Origin of the sequence: Falsiroseomonas oryzae (assembly GCF_027856955.1) — a bacterium.
Classification (GTDB): Bacteria; Pseudomonadota; Alphaproteobacteria; order Acetobacterales; family Acetobacteraceae; genus Falsiroseomonas; species Falsiroseomonas oryzae.
Genome location: NZ_JAPSMD010000974.1, coordinates 1 through 640 on the forward strand (window position 1 = coordinate 1; position 640 = coordinate 640).

Sequence of the window (640 nt, forward strand, 5' to 3'; positions counted from 1 at the left end):
CGCTGGCGGCCGCGCTGGCGGCCTTCGAGGCGGAGGGCCCGGTCGATCTGGTGGTCGCCAATGCCGGCACCTCCGCCGGCACCACGCCGGACGGCGCGCCGGAGCCCGGCGCGGCGGCCGCACGGCAGGTGGAGGTGAACCTGCTCGGCGCGATGCACCTGGTGTCGCCGCTGCTGCCGGGGATGCTGGCGCGCGGACGGGGGACGGTGGGGCTGGTCGCCTCGGTCGCCGCCTTCCGCGGGCTGCCGGACAGCCCGGGCTACTGTGCCGGCAAGGCGGGGCTGCTGGCCTGGGGCGAGGCGCTGCGCGCGGCGCATGCCCGGTCCGGCCTGCGCGTCTGCGTGGTCTGCCCGGGCTTCTTCGACAGCGCGATGGGCGACCGCTTCCTCGGCCCGCGGCCGCTTGCCATGAGCCTGGAGGATGCGGCCGGGCGCACGCACCGCGCGCTGCTGCGCGGCCAGCCGCGCACCGTCTTCCCGGCGGCGCTGGGCTGGTGGCTGCGGCTGGTCGCCCTGCTGCCGCCTGCGCTCGGCGACCGCGCAGCCGGCTGGCCGCGCTTCCGGATCCGGCCGGAGGCCTGATGCTACTTCGGCGCGCCGGCGGAGACGGGGGAGATCGCGCCCTGGGGCGCGAAGGCGCC

General features: G+C 78.8%; 1 protein-coding gene. It reads left to right on the forward strand.

Features of this window, described 5'->3' with window-relative positions:
- On the forward strand, positions 1–581 hold a 581-nt coding region (locus tag OZN99_RS33035), incomplete at its 5' end, for an SDR family NAD(P)-dependent oxidoreductase (RefSeq protein ID WP_270939391.1).
- Between the last annotated feature and the right edge of the window lie 59 nt (positions 582–640).